Here is a 1,366-nt window from a genome sequence, read left to right as displayed (position 1 = left end):
CATCTACTCATCGATCTTGCCAAGAAAACTGTTGGATCTAAGCAGGCAACACATGCTTACAAACTYCATCTAGAGCAGCTCCTTGAGGAGCACGAYTTAGCCACTAAACAACTGCAGAGRATCGAAAAAGAAGCCAARGACGTTGTTGAACGTATCCCCTATTCAGGCAAAATCCTTGCCATTACTGGCATAAGTGCCATTGCTCTAGCTGGTATTTTAGGAGAGGCTGGAGATCTTAGAGGTTATGCGCACGGGAATGCTCTACTCCGTCACGCAGGTCTCAATGTGACCGAAGCAAGCTCGGGTAAATGGAAAGGACAACTGAAGCTCAGTAAACGAGGCCGTCCACGACTGCGTCACTTTCTCTATTTAATTACAATGTGCATGGTCATGAGTAACCAAGAATTTAAAGCCTTACACCACTACAATGTTCAGGAGAAAAAGCTTAAAAAGATGAAGTCTATCATGAAGCTGTGTGGAAAACTAGCTCGAATCTTACGCAAAAAGGCTCCGACCTGTTCCGTTAGAAAGACCGACCTCCACCCCTTAGATAGATGTGACGAAGGAATGAGAGGGCTATTGACCCGTCGAGACATGGGAGTGAAAATCGCTAAGGGAATCGTGGAGAATACGTGCAGCATTTCATTTGGAATGAATTGGGTGATTCAACTCCACCTCTGTTCTCGCATGCCTTTTTAACGACACATCCAAATATATCTCGCTATCTTTCATTCATCATTAAAATCTAAAGGATGAAATCCTGCGAATAGACGAGCTTGCGTGAGGAAATTAAATCATACCGAGGGAGCGTAATGAACTTGTGAGGTAGTAACAATCTAAACTTAAGCATCCATTTATCCTGGTCGATTAGCAATCAGATACATCTAAATATTGTTTCTTAATGAGTGATTTCGTTGTTAAATCATATATGATAATTCCTTCGTTTGTGTCATTAAGCTGACCAACTAAATGTCCATGATTATTCCATACTGCAGTTTGCCCAACACTTTCAAAATTGTCACAAAGCCCTATACAATTCGTCATCAAAACCGTCATTGAATATGTATTTGCAATATGAGGGTAATGGCTCATTGCTTTGCCAACTCCATTTCGAGACTTAGCTACGCTTGCAAGATAAATGTCTGCTCCCAGATTATTTGCTTGTTCTGCATGTTCTATCTGCAAAGACTCATAGCAAATAGCAGGAGCAACCTTTGTACCATCTAGAGTCAAAACTATTTGTTCATTGCCACCAACGAAGTATGGGAATTCATCGGCATGTAATTTTTGCTTCGAATACGTTTGTCTGGGTTGGTTCGGTTGAAAGATTATCATGCTGATGAGAATTCCTGAGATGGATTTCGTC

General features: G+C 41.4%; 1 protein-coding gene and 1 pseudogene. One reads left to right on the top strand and one right to left on the bottom strand.

Annotated features, from left to right (window positions below):
• Nucleotides 1–498: pseudogene (locus AC1DUA_RS37820) on the top strand (transposase); the annotation flags it as partial.
• 369 nt (nucleotides 499–867) lie between these two features.
• On the opposite strand, the gene AC1DUA_RS37815 reads toward AC1DUA_RS37820, so the two are convergent.
• Nucleotides 868–1,366: nitrilase-related carbon-nitrogen hydrolase (locus AC1DUA_RS37815; protein WP_477504599.1), on the bottom strand; the 499-nt coding region annotated here is incomplete at its 5' end.

The organism is Paenibacillus sp. 01T422 (assembly GCF_056398785.1).
Note: the sequence above shows the minus strand (reverse complement) of the source record. Positions and strands in the feature narration are given on the sequence as shown.